Consider the following 13,326-nt stretch of genomic DNA (forward strand, 5'->3'; position numbering starts at 1 on the left):
CAGGCGGCAGAGCAACAGTCTAGGGTGCGACGGTCGAAGACGCGACAAAGCCGCGGCCGGTCTCTATCAGGGCACAGATCGTCTCGTAGAACAGCCGCGCCGTCGGCGACAGATGGCGGTCGGCCCGGGCGATGAGAGCATAGGGCGGAATCTCGATGCGCTCGTCCAGGTCGAGTGCTGTCACCGCCTGGCTCATGCCGCCTTCGGCCACCAACAGCCGCGCGGCCTCCACAGCGACCGGCGCGATGGCGTCGGAGCGCCAGATCATCGACAGCAGCACCAGGAAAGAGGTTGAGATCAGCGAGATGCGTGGCAGCGCCAGCCCGTGGCTGGCAAAGCTGTATTCCATGGCGCGGCGCAGCGGCGTGCCGGGCGGCTGCATCACCCACTCGTAGTCGATCAGCGAGGACAGCGGCAGGCGGCGCTCACGCGCCAGCGGATGCCCGGCGCGCACCAGCAGGCTGACCACCTCGGGCTGCACCGGCCGGATGTCGAAATCGGCGATGTCCATGTGTACCGGCACGCGGCCGATGACGAAGTCGAGCTGACCTTCCAGCAGGCGCGGCACCAGCATGTCGGAAGTGCCGACCTCGACATGGGCCTCGATCGTCGGATGCGCCGACTTCAGGCGCTGCAGCGCGGGCACCACCAGGTTGATGGCCGGCGCGGTCACCGCGCCGATGTAGGCGGTGCCGGCCTTGCCGGCGCTGATCTCCACCACGTCGCGCCCGGCCTCCGACAGCTCGGTGAGGATGCGGCGCGCCCGCTCGGCCAGCGCAAGGCCGGTCTCCGAGAGTTCCACACCCTTGGGCCCGCGCACGCAGACCGGCGCGCCGAGCAGGCGTTCCATCTCCGCCAGCATGCGCGAGGCCGCCGGCTGGGCCATGTTGAGGGCCCGCGCGGCGGCGGAGATCTGTCCGGTATTGGCCAGCGCCAAGGCGAGCCGCAGGTGGGGCAGTTTCAGGCGGCGGGCGATGCGCTCGGCGGGGTCGGACAAGGGCTTGGTTTCCTTCCGCAAACTCCCCGCGCCGGCGCACCCGGTCCGGGGACTATAATATACCATAAAAGTCATAGGAAACTGCGAAAAGATGATTTGATTGGTATGCGATTAACCCCCACCCTGCGGTTGTCGGGCCGCGTCCATTGCGCCCGGCTCCTCGCGGTCGCCTTCGGGTCTCAATCCCGGCGATGCGGCTGCGACAACGAAATACAAAAGGCCCTGCCAAGATCAGGGCCGACAGGGCAAGGAAGGAATGCACTCAATGAAACGGATCACATCCGTCCTGGCGTCGCTCGCCATCGTCGCGGCGGCGGCAACGGCCACCCTGGGCTCCGGCCCGGCCCTCGCGCAGGACAAGGGCACCATCGGCATTGCCATGCCGACGAAGTCCTCCGCACGCTGGATCTCCGACGGCAACTCCATGGTCAAGCAGTTCGAGGCGGCGGGCTACGAGACAGACCTGCAGTACGCCGAGGACGACATCCCCAACCAGCTGGCGCAGATCGAGAACATGATCGTGAAGGGCGTCGACGTGCTGGTGATCGCCGCCATCGACGGCACCACCCTCTCCAACGCGCTGCAGCAGGCCGCCGACAGCGGCATCAAGGTCATCGCCTACGACCGCCTGATCCGCGAGAGCCCGAACGTCGACTACTACGCGACCTTCGACAACTTCAAGGTCGGCGTGCAACAGGCAACCTCCATCGTCAAGGCGCTGGGGCTGCCTGACGCGTCCGGGCCGTTCAACATCGAGCTGTTCGGCGGCTCGCCCGACGACAACAACGCCTATTTCTTTTACAACGGCGCCATGAGCGTGCTGCAGCCGCTGATCGATGAAGGCAAGCTGGTGGTACGCTCCGGCCAAATGGGCATGGACACCGTCGGCACCCTGCGCTGGGACGGCGCCGTCGCCCAGGCACGCATGGACAACCTGCTGTCGGCCTACTACAGCGACGCCAGGGTCGACGCGGTGCTGTCGCCCTACGACGGTCTCTCGATCGGCATCCTCTCCTCGCTGAAGGGCGTCGGCTACGGCTCGGCGAACCAGCCGATGCCGGTGGTCTCCGGCCAGGATGCCGAGGTCCCCTCGGTGAAGTCGATCCTCGCCGGCGAGCAGCACTCCACCATCTTCAAGGACACCCGCGAGCTGGCGCGTGTCACCGTCGGCATGGTCGACGCCCTGCTGCAGGGCGGCAAGCCGGAGATCAACGACACCTCCACCTATGACAACGGCGTCAAGGTGGTGCCTTCCTATCTGCTGGAGCCCGTCGCCGTAGACGAGACCAACTGGGAAAAGGTCCTGATCGATTCCGGCTACTACACCATCGACCAGATCAAGTCTTAAGCGTTAAAGTCCTGGCGTAAGGCGGCCCGTCCCTCTCCTCCCGGGGGACGGGCCCGCCGATCTGCCGCAGCCAAAGACCGGAACGGATCCCATGGACAGCATTCTGGAGATGCGCGGGATCACCAAGACCTTCCCAGGGGTCAGGGCGCTCGACAACGTGAGCCTGAAGGTGACGCGCGGCGAGATCCACGCCCTGGTCGGCGAAAACGGTGCCGGCAAGTCGACCCTCATGAAGGTGCTCAGCGGCGTCTATCCGCACGGCTCCTACGACGGCGACATCCTTTACGACGGCGAGGTCCAGCGCTTCCGCGGCATCGCCGACAGTGAAGCCGCCGGCATCATCATCATCCACCAGGAGCTGGCGCTGGTGCCGCTGCTGTCGATCGCCGAGAACATCTTCCTTGGCAACGAGGTGCAGCGCTACGGGACCATCGACTGGCCGGCGACTTACGCACGCGCCGACGAACTGCTGCGCAAGGTCGGCCTGAAGGAACCGTCTTCCACCCTGGTCACCAACATCGGCGTCGGCAAGCAACAACTGGTCGAGATCGCCAAGGCGCTGTCCAAACGGGTGAAGCTGCTGATCCTCGACGAGCCGACCGCCAGCCTGCAGGAGAACGACAGCCAGAAGCTGCTGGATCTGCTGCTTGAGTTCAAGGCGCAGGGGATCACCTCGATCCTCATCTCCCACAAGCTGAACGAGGTCAGCCGCGTCGCCGATTCGATCACCGTGCTGCGCGACGGCGCAGCGGTCTCCACCCTGGACTGCCGCCCCGGACGCAGCGCCGGCGAGCGCATCGACGAGGCGCGCATCATCAAGGACATGGTCGGCCGCGACATGGCGCACCGCTATCCCGAACGCAGGCCGCGCATCGGCGCGGTGCTGTTGGAGGTGAAGGGCTGGACCGCCCACCATCCGCAGCACCCGGAGCGCCGGGTGGTCAAGGACGTCGACTTAACGGTGCGGCGCGGCGAGGTGGTTGGCATCGCTGGCCTCATGGGTGCCGGGCGCACCGAGCTGGCGATGAGCCTCTTCGGGCGCAGCTACGGCCAGAACATCTCCGGCAGCGTGGCCATGAACGGCGAGGTGGTCGACGTCTCCACCGTCGGACGCACCATCCGGGCCGGCATCGCTTACGTGACCGAGGATCGCAAGGCGCTTGGCCTGGTGCTCGACGAGCCGGTGGCCAAGAACGTCACCCTGTCGAACCTGGAGGGCGTCTCCGCGCGCGGCGTCATCGACGAGAGCGAGGAGCGCCGCGTCGCGCTGGAGTTCCGCGACAAGCTGAAGATCCGCACCCCCAGCGTGTTTCAGAAGGTCGGCAACCTCTCCGGCGGCAACCAGCAGAAAGTGGTGCTGTCCAAGGCGCTGTTCGCCGGACCTCAGGTTCTGATCCTCGACGAGCCGACGCGCGGCATCGACGTCGGCGCCAAGTTCGAAATCTACACCATCATCAATCAACTGGCCGCGGAAGGAAAAGGCGTCGTCATGATATCTTCGGAGATGCCGGAGCTGCTCGGCATGTGCGACCGCATCTACGTGATGAACGAGGGCGCCTTCGTCGGCGAGCTCGCTGCGGCCGAGGCCAGCCAGGAGAAGATCATGTCGATGATCGTCAGGGGTCACCAGGGGAGGCGACAAGCGTCGCTTCAGGAAGGCGCGCCGGCATGACCACGGTTTCCAGCGAAGTTGCCGAGGGCGGACGCAGCCGTACCTCGGTAGGCGACTACCTGAAGCACCACATCCGCGACTACGGCATGTTGGTTGCCCTGGTGGTCATCATGGGGTTCTTCCAGATCTGGACCGACGGCGTGCTGATGAAGCCGCTGAACCTCACCAACCTGTTCCTGCAGAACAGCTACATCATCATCATGGCGCTGGGCATGCTGCTGGTCATCGTCTGCGGCCACATCGATCTCAGCGTCGGCTCGGTGGTCGGCTTCATCGGCGCGCTCGCAGCGGTCATGATGGTCAGCTACGACCTGCCGGTCCTCGTCGCCGTGCCCGCCTGCCTGATCACCGGCGCCCTCATCGGGGCCGCCCAGGGCTACTGGATCGCCTATTGGAAGATCCCCTCCTTCGTCGTCACCCTTGCCGGCATGCTGGTGTTCCGCGGGCTGACCCTGGCGCTGCTCGAGGGCCAGTCGATCGGGCCCTTCCCCAAGTCATTCCAGGCGCTCTCCTCCGGCTTCATTCCCGACCCCTTCGGCCTCGACTTCCGTCTGCTCTCGCTGCTGCTCGGTATCGCGGTGGGTGCCGGGATGATCGTCTTCGGGCTGCGCGCCAGAGCCAAGCAGGCGCGCTTCTCCCACGTCGAGGAGCCGCTGGGTTTCTTTCTCGCCAAGAACGGCATAATCGCCGCGGCGATCGTCTACATCACCTACCTGCTGGCGACCTACAACGGCCTGCCCAACGTGCTGATCACCATGGCGGTGCTGATCGCCGGCTATTCCTTCTTCACCACCAAGTCGGTGCCGGGCCGCCGCATCTACGCCATCGGCGGCAACGAGAAGGCGGCCAAGCTGTCGGGCATCAAGACCGAGCGCCTGACCTTCCTGACCTTCGCCAACATGGGCATGCTGGCGGCACTGGCCGGACTCATCTTCGCCGCCCGCCTCAATACGGCAACGCCCAAGGCCGGCGTCGCCTTCGAGCTTGACGTCATCGCCGCCGTCTTCATCGGCGGCGCCTCGATGTCCGGCGGCGTCGGCCGGATCATGGGCGCGGTCATCGGCGCTTTCATCATGGGCGTGATGAACAACGGCATGTCGATCATGGGTGTCGGCATCGACTGGCAACAGGTGATCAAGGGCCTGGTGCTGCTGGCCGCCGTGATCTTCGACGTCTACAACAAGTCGAAGGGCGACAGCTGAGCGCCATCCAGCTCACCGGACCTGTGAATCAAATGAACGATCGAGCCCCTTGCGGATCAGAAAACCGCCTTGGTGGCGGCATCGATCAGCGCGGCGGCGCCGAAGGCGAGCAACGAGACCTCAAGCACGGCGGAGAGCTGGGCCGCCATGTCGCCCCGCAGCAACAGCGGCACGGGTTCGTGCCGAAAGGCGTAGTGCAGGTAGCGCAGCAGCAGTAAGGCAGCCGCAAGGAAAGCAAAGCCGACGGCAATCTCGGTGTAATAGGACCCGAACATCTCTTCGACCCCTAAGAAACGGGTTAGCCCGGCCAAGCGGGCAACGTCGGCGCAAGCATGTGATCCGACGATGGCCCTTAGGCAAGAGGATTCAATTCAGAGATGCCTTGCAAAAATTCGATGGCCGGCCGAAGGGCCGGCGCCGGCGGCGGGCGCCGCTACGACGCCCGCACCTTGGCCAGGAAGTTGCGCATCTCGGCCTGCAATTCTTCGGTCTGGGCGTTGAGCGCCCCGGCCGCCGCGGCGACCTGGCCGACCCCGGCGCTGGATGCCGCGGCGTCGCTGCGCACCTGTTCGATGCCGCCGGAGACGAGCTCGGTTCCGCTGGCCGTTTCCTGGGCGTTGCGGGCGATTTCCTGGGTCGCCGCCGACTGCTCCTCGACCGCCGAAGCGATCGAGGCAGTTACCTCGCCGATCTGCTGGATCCGCTTGGCGACCGAGGCGATCGCGTCGGCCGCCCCGCCGGTGGCCGCCTGCATGGCGGCGATCTGGCCCGAGATATCCTCCGTCGCCTTGCCGGTCTGGGTCGCCAGGGTCTTCACCTCACTGGCCACGACCGCGAAGCCCTTGCCGGCTTCGCCCGCCCGCGCCGCCTCGATGGTCGCGTTCAAGGCCAGCAGGTTGGTCTGCTCAGCGATGTCCTGGATCAGCTTCACCACGTCGCCGATTTTCTCGGCAGCCTCGGTCATGCCCTTCACGGTGCCGTCGGTGGCCGCGGCCTCTTCCACGGCCTGACGCGAGACCTCGTTGGCACGGGTCACCTGGCCGGAGATCTCGGCGATGGAGGCACTCAGTTCCTCGGCCGCCGAAGCAACGGTCTGCACGCTGCTGCTGGCGCCCTGGCAGGTGCTTTTCACCTCCGCCGTGCGCTGATCGGTGCGCTGGGCGATGACCGCCAGTTCCTGCGCGGTCCGCTCCATCGCGCCGGCGCTGGTCGAGACCTGCCCGGCGATGCGGCCGACCGAGGCCTCGAAGCCGTCGGCGAGTTCGTTGAGAGCCCGCTTCTTTTCTTCCGTCGCGCGCTTCTCGGCAGCGCGCTGCTCTTCCTCCAGGCGAAGCTTCTCGATGGCATTGTCCTTGAAGACCTGCACCGCCTCGGCCATGGCACCCAGTTCGTCGCGGCGCTGGCGGCCCGGAATCTCCACCGCCGTGTCACCCCCGGCCAGACGTCGCATGACCTCGGTAATGCGCTGCACAGGCTTGGCGATGGAGCCATTCATCACCCAGGCGATCACCAGCGAAGCGGCGAGCGCCACCAGGCCGATGGCAATGGAAAGAGTGCGGCCATCGGCCAGCTTGGAATCGATGGCGGTGCGGTCGAAAGCGATAGCAGCGACGCCGATCACCTGGCCGCTGAAGTCCTCGATCGGGGTCAGCAGGGTGGCATGAGCGATGCCGTCGATATCGATGCGCGGCATGATGGTTGGTTTGGCCGCCGCGGCGGCGGCACGCAGCGCCGCATCGTCGAAGGCGACGCCCTGAGGGAAGGTGGTCGCGAAGGCCTCGATACCCTCCTCGCGCAGCACGTAAAGGGCGGCGAAGGCGGATGCGCGCTCGGTGAAGCCATCGAAGAAGGCCTGGCCGAAGGAAAGCCCGAATTCGACCGAGCCGATCTGCTGGCCGTTGTGGTGCACCGGCACCACCCCGCGCATGCCGAGGCCGGCCACGCCGCGCTCCAGGCCCGAAATCGGCTGGCCGGTCCTGTTCACCTCGACCACCGTGAAGCGGAAAGAGGAGAGATCGTCGCCGAACTTCTCCGGCTTGTGCACGCGCAGGAAAGAGGTCGCGGGGGCCAGGTGGAACTGGAACTGCCGGGCGCCGTGCTCCTTGTCCATCTTCTCGTACTGCGGCACGAAATAGGAGGCCAGGCGGTCACGATCACGCGCGGCGAAGGCCTCCTGCACGGCGGTGGTCTCCGCCACGGTGGTGGCCATGGAGAGGGCGCGCTTGGCCTCGGCATCGATCGCGTCGACCAGTTGGGCCCGCAAGCCGCTCAGCTTTTGCTCGAAGGCCTGCTCGCTCATACCGCCGGCCACCCACATGTTGGCCGTCGTCGTGACCGCGACCGCGAGCAGCGCCGTCAGCGCCAGGGCCAGGGCCAGCCGCGGCCCGATTTTTCCCATCCCGAACATGCGGAACATCGACACTTCTCCATAACCCCTTGCGATTTCCGACAAGCTATACATTGTAAGTTTAGCATGTGTTAATTCGGCTCAGGGTTGAGGCGGACGAGCCTGGCCAAGCTGGCGCCACTCTGGCTATTCCACGCGCAAGCTGCACAGTTTATGTTCTGATTTGCCCGCCGTCCGGCGGGCCAAGAGGCCGGGAACGACCCCGCCGCGGCATTGTCGCGGTGGCACGGGGATTGCTCACTGGACGGGCTAGAGGCTTGACCGCACCGGAACTGGGAGAACATCAAAACATGCCTTCGCTGACGACCTTGCGCACCGCCGCACTCGCCGCCGTCCTGGCGCTCGCCGCTTTGCAGGCCCCCACCCAGGCCCTGGCCGAGACCGACATCAGGTTCACCCTGGATTGGAAGTACCAGGGGCCGACCGCGGCCTTCCTGGTCGCCGCCGACAAGGGTTTCTACGCCGAGGAGGGCCTCGACGTGACGATTGACAGCGGCAACGGCTCGGCCGGCGCGGTGACCCGCGTGGCCAGCGGCGCCTACCAGATGGGCTTTGCCGACATCAATGCCCTGGTCGACTTCAACGTGCAGAACCCTGGCCAGTCGGTGAAGGCCGTGATGATGGCTTACGACGCGGCGCCCTTTTCCATCTTCACCCTGAAGAAGAACAACATCGAGAAGGTCGAGGACCTGGCCGGGCGCAAGCTGGGGGCGCCGGTGTTCGACGCCTCTTACAAGCTGTTCCCCGCCTTCGCCCACGAGACCGGCATCGACGACAAGTCGGTCGAGCGGGTGAACATGGACCCCGCCTTGCGCGAGACCATGCTGGTCCAGGGCCAGGTCGACTTCATCTCCGGGCACTTCTTCTCGTCCATGCTGGACCTCAAGTCCAAGGGCGTTAAGGAGGAGGACATCACGTACTTCCTCTATGCCGACTACGGCATGGACTTCTACGGCAACGCGGTGATCGCCTCTGGCAGCTTCATCGCCGAGCATCCCGACGCCATCGCCGGCTTCCTGCGCGCCACCCTGCGCGGCTGGAAGGACATCATCGCCGACCCTGAAGGCGCCATCGAGATCGTGGCCAAGTTCGATCCGCTAATCGACAAGGCGCTGGAGCTGGAACGCCTGCAGTTGGCGCTCAAGGTCAACGTCCTGACGCCCCACGTGCAGCAGAACGGCATCGGCGACGTCGAGCAAGCGCGCCTGACCAATTCCATCGCCCAGCTCGCCCTGGCCTACGGCCTGAAGGAGACGCCGGAGGCCGCGGCGATCTGGACCTCCGAGTTCCTGCCGCCCGCCGAGGAGCGGAAGCTGTCGCAGTGATCCTTTTCTCGTTCGGTATCCCTGCCCGGCGGCCACAGCCGTGACCGCCTTCATCGAGCTGGACCACGTCACCATGAGCTATGGGGACGCGGGCAGCGCCGTGCCGGCGGTGGCCGACGCCACCCTGACGATCGGCCGTGGCGAGTTCGTCGCTTTGGTCGGCCCCTCCGGCTGCGGCAAGTCCTCGCTGCTCAAGATCGTCTCCGGACTCGCCAGGGCCAACAGCGGCGTCGCGCGGATCGACGGCCGGGCGATTGCTGGTTCGCAGGCCTCGGTCGGCATGGCGTTCCAGAACGCCACCCTGCTGCCCTGGCGGACCACGCTGGAGAACGTGCTGCTGCCACTGGAGGTCAGCCGCGACCACCGCGCGAGCTTCCGGCGCAAGAAGGCCGAGCACGTCGCGGCGGCGCGCCAGCTCTTGCAGGTCGTGGGTCTGGAGGGCTACGAGAACCATGCGCCCTACGAGCTGTCCGGCGGCATGCAGCAGCGGGCCTCGCTGTGCCGGGCTCTCATCCACGGCCCCGAACTGCTGCTGCTCGACGAACCTTTCGCCGCCCTCGACGCCTTCACCCGCGAGGAGCTGTGGGAGGTCTTGCAGCAGCTCTGGCTGCAGCAGAAGTTCACCGTGATTCTCGTGACCCACGATCTCCGCGAGGCGGTCTACCTCGCCGACCGGGTCTACGTCATGAGCAAACGCCCGGGCCGCATCGTCTACGAGCGCCCCGTCGCTCTCGCGCGGCCGCGCACGCTGGAGTCCACCTTCGACGAAGACTTCGTTGCCTTGGTGCATGCCCTGCGCGACCATATCGGGGAGGTGCGCGCGGCATGATCTCATCCGTCAAGCTGGCGCCCTGGCTGGCGACCATCGGCCTCTTTGTGGTCTGGGAGGGCGCCTGCCGCCTCTTCGCCATCCCCGAGTTCGTGTTGCCGGCGCCCAGCCAGGCGGTGGCAGCGCTCATCGAGTACTGGCCGGCGATCTGGCAGAACGCCTTCTATACCTTCTGGGTGACGCTTGTCGGCTTCGCCCTCGCGGTCGCATTCGGCCTCGCCCTGGGCATCGTCACCGGCGCCTCCGCGTTGGTCTATGCGGCAGTCTACCCGCTGCTGGTCGGCTTCAACAGTATCCCCAAGGTCGCCATCGTGCCGGTGCTGGTGGTCTGGTTCGGCATCGGGACCGTGCCGGCGGTGCTCACCGCCTTCACCATCTCGTTCTTTCCCATCGTGGTGAACGTGGCGACCGGCCTTGCCACCCTGGAGCCCGAACTGCGCGACGTGCTGCGCGCGCTCGGCGCCCGAAAGTTGGACATCCTGCTGAAGGTCGGCGTGCCGCGCTCGATGCCCTACTTCTTCGCATCGCTGAAGGTGGCGGTGACTCTGGCCTTTGTCGGCACGGTGATCTCCGAGACCGTGGCGGGCAACGCCGGCATGGGCCACTTGATGCTGACCGCCGCCTCCAGCTTCCGCGTGCCGCTGGTCTTCGCCGGCCTGCTGGTGATTGCCGCGATGGGGGTGGGCATGTACGCCTTGTTCGCGGTCGTCGAACGGCGGGTCGTCGGCTGGGCCTTCCGCGGCGCGCAAGGCGGCTGAGTCCGTCACCGCCGGCACCGCCGGCCTGAACAGCGTACCGGTCAAGATCGTCGATTTCCGCCCCTTTAGCCTCACCGCTTGCGGCGGCGGCGGCAAGGTGCTTCAAATCCCGCCGGCATCTATCGCTTGGGAGAGAGAGGGTGACCCTCGCGCAAGACCGCGAAAGCTACGGCGGCATGGCGGTGGTCCGCCGCGTTGCCAACCTGCGTCAACAGGTTGCCGGCTGGCGGCGCGCCGGCGAGCGGGTCGGCGTGGTGCCGACGATGGGTGCCTTGCACGCCGGCCACATGTCGCTGGTCGAGGCGGCGCGGCGCGACTGCGCGCGGGTGATCGCCACCATTTTCGTGAACCCCAAGCAGTTCAACCGGCCCGACGACCTCACCGGCTACCCGCGCGACGAGGCGGGCGATGCCGACAAGCTGGCGGCGGCCGGGGTCGACGTGCTGTTCGCCCCGCCGGTGGAGGAGGTCTACCCGCCGGGCTTCCAGACCAGGGTCTCGGTGCCGGAGTTGTCCAACTGCCTCTGCGGCCTGACCCGCCCCGGCCATATGGACGGCGTCGCCACCGTCGTTACCAAGCTGTTCCTGATGACCGGTGCCGAGCGTGCCTACTTCGGCGAAAAGGATTTCCAGCAGCTGCTCATCGTGAAGCGCCTGGCCCGCGACCTCGATGTCCCGGTCGAGGTCGTGCCGGTGGAAACCGTGCGCGACGGCGACGGCCTGGCGCTGTCGTCGCGCAACGCCCTCCTCACACCGTCGCAGCGCGCCGAGGCGCCGGTGATCTACCGCACCCTCACCGCCATGGCCGCAAAGCTGGCGGCGGCGGACAGCGACGCCGCAGCGGTACTCGGCTGGGGTCGGAGCGAACTGCTGGCCGCCGGCATCGAGAAGCTCGACTACCTGGAACTGCGCGCGGCGGACGACCTTCAGGAACTGCCCCGCCCCGACCGACCGGCGCGCCTCTTCGTCGCCGGCTGGATGGGCGGCGTCCGCCTGATCGACAACGTCGCGGTGCCGCTCGGCCGCTAGGCCTGCGGTGCCGCCGCGCGCGATCCTTGCGGCGCCGGGCGTCCGGGCGTAGGTCTCTCCCATGGAATCGATCCTCAACGCCGCCGGCGGCCTCGGCATCTTCCTGCTGGCGATGACCATGATGACCGCGGGCCTCAAGGTCTTCGGCGGCGATCGCCTGAAGCGCCACCTGGAGCAATGGACCTCCACGCCGCTGCGCGGGGTCGCCACCGGCGCGCTGGTGACCGCCCTGGTGCAGTCGTCCAGCGCCGTCACCGTGGCCACCATCGGCTTCGTCAACGCCGGGATCCTGTCGCTCGGCCACGCCCTCGGCGTCATCTTCGGCGCCAATCTCGGCACCACCATGACCGGCTGGCTGGTCAGCGTCACCGGCTTCGGTTTCAGGATCGAGGCTGTCGCGCTGCCGATCATCGCGCTGGGCGTCGGCCTGCGGGTCGCCATGCAGAACAAGCGCCTGCGCGGCCTCGGCGAGGCCTTAACCGGCTTCGGCCTGTTCTTCCTCGGCCTGGCGATCCTCAAGGAGGCCTTCTCCGAGGTATCGGCCACCTTCGGCACCGCCACCCTGGCGGCAGCCGGCACCGGCGCCACCGGCGTCGCGCTCTTCGCCGTCATCGGCCTAGTGGCGACAATCCTTACCCAGTCGTCCAGTGCGGCTGTCGCTCTGATCCTCACCGCGGCCAGCCAGTCGGCGCTCGGCCTCGGCGCCGCCGCAGCGGCCATTATCGGCGCCAATCTGGGCACCACCTCGACCGCCGCCCTCGCGGTGATCGGCGCCACCCCCAATGCCAAGCGCGTCGCCGCCGGCCACATCCTGTTCAACCTGCTGACCGGTCTGGTCGCGCTGGCCATCCTGCCGGCGCTCTTATGGGCGACGCGGGAGCTCGGCGAGTTGCTCGGTCTGTCCAACCAGCCGGCCATCGTGCTCGCTCTCTTCCATACAGTGTTCAACGTCACTGGTGTGGTGCTGTTGCTGCCCTTCATCAGACCCCTCACCGCCTTCCTACAACGCCGCTTCACCACCGCCGAGGAAAGCATGAGCCGGCCGCGCCATCTCGATCGCACCGTCGCGGCGACGCCTGCCTTCGCCGTGCCGGCGCTGGAGCAGGAACTGCGCCACATGCAGGATCTCGTGTGCGGCACCGGCCTGGCTGCTGTCGCCGGGCAGCAAGACCGAAGCGCGGCAATCGAACGCCGTGCCGTCGCCATCTACCAGCTCGGCCAGGCAGCAGCCGCCTTCGCCGTCGAGGTGCGCATGGAGGACATGACCCGGGAGGATGCCGAGGCCCTGGTCCGCCTGCTGCGCATCGCGCGCTACCTGGAAGAAGCGACCAACCTGCTGCCGCAGCTGCATGCCACCGGCCTGGACGGCCACCGCCTCACGTCCGAGATGACCAAGGCGAGCGTTCTCGACCTGCTGGCGGCAGCGCAGACCTGCCTGACGGTCTGCGGGGAGAACACGGACGATCCGCAGTGGCGCGGTCGGTTGGAAAGCGCGCGCGATCGCTTCGAGACACTTTACCAAGACGCCAAGGCGGCGGTGCTGCGCGCGGCGGCCACACACCTGCTCTCCATCGACCACACCGACAGCCTGCTCGATGCCATGAGCAGCACGCGCCGCATGATCGAGCAGACGGTGAAGGCCACTCTGATGCTGCTGGAAGAAGTCGAAAGTCGGCGCGGCCTGAACGCGCCCCGGGCGACAGCCAGACCCGATCTGACAGCGGACAGCGCGAAGGGTGGGCCGCCACCGGCCGGCTGAG

11 protein-coding genes are annotated in these 13,326 nt (G+C 67.0%); 8 read left to right on the top strand and 3 right to left on the bottom strand.

What is annotated here, in order from left to right:
- Positions 1–19: 19 nt before the first annotated feature.
- Positions 20–997: a LysR family transcriptional regulator gene (locus WDC82_RS20420; RefSeq protein ID WP_340119249.1), complete on the bottom strand. Its 978-nt coding sequence runs from the start codon at positions 995–997 to the stop codon at positions 20–22.
- Between the two features lie 265 nt (positions 998–1,262).
- Here WDC82_RS20420 and chvE point away from each other — a divergent pair, with 265 nt between their 5' ends.
- The 3 genes from chvE to mmsB all read left to right on the top strand — a co-directional run bounded on the left by chvE (position 1,263) and on the right by mmsB (position 5,219).
- Complete coding sequence (gene chvE, locus WDC82_RS20425) at positions 1,263–2,345, top strand: multiple monosaccharide ABC transporter substrate-binding protein (RefSeq protein ID WP_340119250.1); 1,083 nt, start codon at positions 1,263–1,265, stop codon at positions 2,343–2,345.
- 91 nt (positions 2,346–2,436) lie between these two features.
- Complete coding sequence (gene mmsA / locus WDC82_RS20430) at positions 2,437–4,017, top strand: multiple monosaccharide ABC transporter ATP-binding protein (RefSeq protein WP_340119251.1); 1,581 nt, start codon at positions 2,437–2,439, stop codon at positions 4,015–4,017.
- Positions 4,014–5,219 (top strand): multiple monosaccharide ABC transporter permease, encoded by a 1,206-nt coding sequence (gene mmsB, locus WDC82_RS20435; protein ID WP_340119252.1) that lies wholly within the window; start codon positions 4,014–4,016, stop codon positions 5,217–5,219. Before mmsA ends, mmsB begins: the two co-directional genes overlap by 4 nt.
- A 56-nt stretch (positions 5,220–5,275) precedes the next feature.
- Here mmsB and WDC82_RS20440 read toward each other — a convergent pair whose 3' ends face one another.
- Positions 5,276–5,494 (bottom strand): hypothetical protein, encoded by a 219-nt coding sequence (locus WDC82_RS20440; RefSeq protein WP_340119253.1) that lies wholly within the window; start codon positions 5,492–5,494, stop codon positions 5,276–5,278.
- Between the two features lie 158 nt (positions 5,495–5,652).
- Positions 5,653–7,635, bottom strand: coding sequence for a methyl-accepting chemotaxis protein (locus WDC82_RS20445; protein WP_340119254.1), 1,983 nt, complete (start codon positions 7,633–7,635; stop codon positions 5,653–5,655).
- 281 nt (positions 7,636–7,916) lie between these two features.
- On the opposite strand from WDC82_RS20445, the gene WDC82_RS20450 reads away from it, so the two are divergent.
- The 5 genes from WDC82_RS20450 to WDC82_RS20470 all read left to right on the top strand — a co-directional run bounded on the left by WDC82_RS20450 (position 7,917) and on the right by WDC82_RS20470 (position 13,325).
- Complete coding sequence (locus WDC82_RS20450; protein ID WP_340119255.1) at positions 7,917–8,951, top strand: ABC transporter substrate-binding protein; 1,035 nt, start codon at positions 7,917–7,919, stop codon at positions 8,949–8,951.
- A 40-nt stretch (positions 8,952–8,991) separates the two neighbouring features.
- Entirely contained in the window at positions 8,992–9,780 is a 789-nt protein-coding gene (locus WDC82_RS20455; protein WP_340119256.1) for an ABC transporter ATP-binding protein, read from the top strand.
- Positions 9,777–10,538: an ABC transporter permease gene (locus WDC82_RS20460; protein WP_340119257.1), complete on the top strand. Its 762-nt coding sequence runs from the start codon at positions 9,777–9,779 to the stop codon at positions 10,536–10,538. The genes WDC82_RS20455 and WDC82_RS20460 overlap by 4 nt, the downstream gene beginning before the upstream one ends.
- A 140-nt stretch (positions 10,539–10,678) precedes the next feature.
- Positions 10,679–11,566 carry a pantoate--beta-alanine ligase gene (gene panC, locus WDC82_RS20465; RefSeq protein ID WP_340119258.1) on the top strand — a complete coding sequence of 296 codons (888 nt, stop codon included), beginning with the start codon at positions 10,679–10,681 and terminating at the stop codon, positions 11,564–11,566.
- Positions 11,567–11,627: 61 nt separating this feature from the next.
- Entirely contained in the window at positions 11,628–13,325 is a 1,698-nt protein-coding gene (locus tag WDC82_RS20470; protein WP_340119259.1) for a Na/Pi cotransporter family protein, read from the top strand.
- Position 13,326 lies beyond the last annotated feature (1 nt).

Source organism: Pelagibius sp. 7325, assembly GCF_037652055.1.
Classification (GTDB): domain Bacteria; phylum Pseudomonadota; class Alphaproteobacteria; order Kiloniellales; family Kiloniellaceae; genus Pelagibius.

Coding starts and splice junctions, on each gene's coding strand:
- mmsA (WP_340119251.1), top strand. CDS start 2,437: ATGGACAGCATTCTGGAGATGCGCGGGATCACCAAGACCTTCCCAGGG.
- WDC82_RS20440 (WP_340119253.1), bottom strand. CDS start 5,494: ATGTTCGGGTCCTATTACACCGAGATTGCCGTCGGCTTTGCTTTCCTT.
- WDC82_RS20450 (WP_340119255.1), top strand. CDS start 7,917: ATGCCTTCGCTGACGACCTTGCGCACCGCCGCACTCGCCGCCGTCCTG.
- chvE (WP_340119250.1), top strand. CDS start 1,263: ATGAAACGGATCACATCCGTCCTGGCGTCGCTCGCCATCGTCGCGGCG.
- WDC82_RS20470 (WP_340119259.1), top strand. CDS start 11,628: ATGGAATCGATCCTCAACGCCGCCGGCGGCCTCGGCATCTTCCTGCTG.
- mmsB (WP_340119252.1), top strand. CDS start 4,014: ATGACCACGGTTTCCAGCGAAGTTGCCGAGGGCGGACGCAGCCGTACC.
- WDC82_RS20460 (WP_340119257.1), top strand. CDS start 9,777: ATGATCTCATCCGTCAAGCTGGCGCCCTGGCTGGCGACCATCGGCCTC.
- WDC82_RS20445 (WP_340119254.1), bottom strand. CDS start 7,635: ATGTTCCGCATGTTCGGGATGGGAAAAATCGGGCCGCGGCTGGCCCTG.